The organism is Bradyrhizobium sp. in8p8, from assembly GCF_000426845.1.
Lineage (GTDB): Bacteria > Pseudomonadota > Alphaproteobacteria > Rhizobiales > Xanthobacteraceae > Bradyrhizobium > Bradyrhizobium japonicum_C.
In genome coordinates this window covers 1-1,880 of sequence record NZ_AUGD01000048.1, presented here as the reverse complement: position 1 = coordinate 1,880, position 1,880 = coordinate 1, and the positions used below count along the sequence as shown (strand labels likewise).

Sequence of the window (1,880 nt, the reverse complement as noted above, 5' to 3'; positions counted from 1 at the left end):
GATTCCGGACGGTTGAAGAACGAGGTCAGCAAGTTCCTCGCCAACGTCCGCGCGGCGTAGTTCGCGCTCGCTTGATTTCCAAGGGCGGCGCTGTCGGCGCCGCCCTTTTCGTTTGAGGCAAGTGCTGACCGCACTGACATATTTTTCACGTGGGTAGTACGGCTCCGGTTCTTTACGAGTTTCGAACTCAGGAAACTTTAGCTTTCTCCGCAGTGTTTCGGAGACTCCATCGTGAAGCTATTTTCTTTTGCCGCCATTCGCTCCATCCAACTGAAAATCGCTCTGATCGCCGGCCTTTGTCTCGTGGTCACCTGTATCGTCCTGATTGGTTACGGTCTCTTCTCCACCCAGAGCATGAACCAGTACGTGACCCGCGAGGTCATGCAGCTGGTCAGCCAGCAGACCAAGGAGAGCCTGATGAATCGAGCCTCCAACGAATCAAACGCTATTAAGGCAGAGTTGGAGGTCGGATTTGACGCGGCGCGCACTATGGCGCATGCCTTCGAGACGCTGGCAGACGAGAAGACCGGTACCCCCATTGCGTCCCGGCGTGTCCAGTTCAACGCGCTGCTGCGCCACGTGCTTGAGCGCAACCCTGCCTTCAACGGCACCTACTCGGCTTGGGAGCCCGGCGCGCTCGATGGCGATGATGCCGGGTTCAAGGGACGCAAGGAGATGGGATCGGACAACACCGGCCGCTTCTTGCCCTATTGGACACGGAACGCCAGCGGCGACATCGCGGTTCAGCCACTCGTCGAATATGACAGCAGCGAGCGGCACGCCAACGGCCTCGTAAAAGGGGCCTGGTACATCAATCCTAACACGACGGGTAAGGAGAACATCCTGGGCCCGCTGCCTTACATCGTCCAGGGAAAGTCGGTTTTCCTGGCGACCATGTCGGTTCCAATCATGGTCGGCGGCAAATTCCGCGGTGTTGCCGGCGCCGACTACAACCTCGACTTCGTGCAGAAGCTCGCCGTCAAGCTCAACGACTCGTTGTTCGAGGGCAAGGGCAAGGTCGCGATCCTCAACGACACCGGCCTGATTGTGGCCTTTAGCGCCAACCAGGACCTGATCGGAAAGAATGCCGCGGCGGCCGATCCGCATTGGAACCAAAGCCTCGCCATCGTCAAGGCGGGCAAGAGTACGGTGCAGGACGATCCCAAGTTCGACAATATCGACATCTACGCGCCCATGCGTTTCGGGCTTACCGAAAATGCGTGGTCGGTCGTGATCTCGATCCCGCGCGAGGTGGTGCTGGCCTCGGCGCGACAACTGGATGCCTCTCTTAGCGCCCGTGCGACATCCAGCACGTTCTGGCAGCTCAGTGTCGGACTCATCATCGTGTTGGCGGCGATCTTCCTCATCTCGTTCGCCGCACGCAAGATCGCGCGGCCGATCCAGGATTGCGCCAATTTCGCCGATGGTATCGCCAAGGGGGACTTCAATCAGCAGCTCGAGGTCGATCAGGCCGACGAGGTCGGCAGGCTCGCAACGTCGCTGAACTCAATGCAAGGTGACCTGAAGAGCAGCATCGAACAGCGCGCCCAGGATCAGGCGACGGCCGACCGCGAGCGCAAGCGTACGATGAGCGAGTTGGCCGACAGTTTCGAAGCATCCGTGGGCGGCATTGTCGAGACGGTATCCGCCGCGTCCGGTGCGCTGGAAAGCTCGGCCACATCGTTGAGTTCAACCGCCGAGCGGGCGCAACAGCTCGCCTCCGTCGTCGCCGCCGCATCGGACCAGGCGTCTGGCAACGTGCAGTCGGTGGCTTCGGCGACGGAAGAGATGGCGTCCTCGGTCGGCGAGATCAGTCGTCAGGTTCAGGAATCGGCGCGGATGGCCGGCGACGCCGTCGGCCAGGCCCGCGCCACCACCGA

Annotated in this window: 1 protein-coding gene; it reads left to right on the top strand. The window is 60.9% G+C overall.

The window, feature by feature from the left end; all coding sequences use genetic code 11:
• Window positions 1-231 precede the first annotated feature (231 nt).
• Window positions 232-1,880, top strand: a 1,649-nt coding sequence (locus K408_RS0136685; protein ID WP_035698921.1) for a methyl-accepting chemotaxis protein, incomplete at its 3' end; no start/stop codon positions are given.